This window comes from Brevibacterium sp. SIMBA_078 (assembly GCF_046534565.1).
In the GTDB taxonomy this organism is placed as follows: Bacteria; Actinomycetota; Actinomycetes; order Actinomycetales; family Brevibacteriaceae; genus Brevibacterium.
The window spans coordinates 1-228 of sequence record NZ_JAWRYQ010000691.1 but is presented as its reverse complement, the minus strand read 5'-3'; the positions used below and the strand labels follow the sequence as shown (position 1 = coordinate 228).

Sequence of the window (228 nt, the reverse complement as noted above, 5' to 3'; positions counted from 1 at the left end):
CGGAGTCGTCGATCTGTAGTCGCCAGCTTTCCACGCCCTCTTCCCGGTCGCTGCAGCGATGGCGACGACGCCTCCGTCGGGACCCGGCGCGAGTACCGCAGCCTTCCCGCGGCTGTCGAAAGGCACTGTTCTGGGCGCCCCCGAGTACAGCACGGTATCGAAAGCGATCTCCGGGTCATCCGCGAACCATCCTTCCGGCGACCCGTCCGAGCCCTGATATTTGACCGC

1 pseudogene is annotated in these 228 nt (G+C 66.2%); it reads right to left on the bottom strand.

The features are described 5' to 3' along the window. Positions 1–228: pseudogene (locus tag SB749_RS21240) on the bottom strand (hypothetical protein); the annotation flags it as partial.